Annotated in this window: 1 pseudogene; it reads right to left on the bottom strand. The window is 57.4% G+C overall.

From position 1 onward, the window contains the following. A pseudogene (locus AB4Y97_RS21085) lies at window positions 1–287 on the bottom strand (calcium-binding protein); the annotation flags it as partial. Between the last annotated feature and the right edge of the window lie 18 nt (window positions 288–305).

Genomic DNA, 305 nt, shown 5'->3' with positions numbered 1-305 from the left:
TTGAGGTTCTTGGAGAGCTTGGCGATCTCGACCGCCGTGCCCTTGCCCGAACCATCGGCATCATAGGACAGCACGCCGGTCTTCTTGTTGTAGATCAGGTAGTCGTCCTTGTCCTTGGCCTTGTCGCCGATGGTGAAGAAGCCCTTGGCGAGCTGGCCCGGCTTGGCCTCGGAGCCCTTGCCGAGCTTCTTGAAGACGGCGTTGTCGAGCCAGATCGTATCATCCTTGACATTGAAGTCGGTGATCGTGTCGAGGTTGGTCTTCTTGTTCGGCTTGGTGTCGAACACGAAGATATCCTTGCCCGC

The organism is Microvirga sp. 2TAF3, from assembly GCF_052114965.1.
In the GTDB taxonomy this organism is placed as follows: Bacteria; Pseudomonadota; Alphaproteobacteria; order Rhizobiales; family Beijerinckiaceae; genus Microvirga.
Note: the sequence above shows the minus strand (reverse complement) of the source record. Positions and strands in the feature narration are given on the sequence as shown.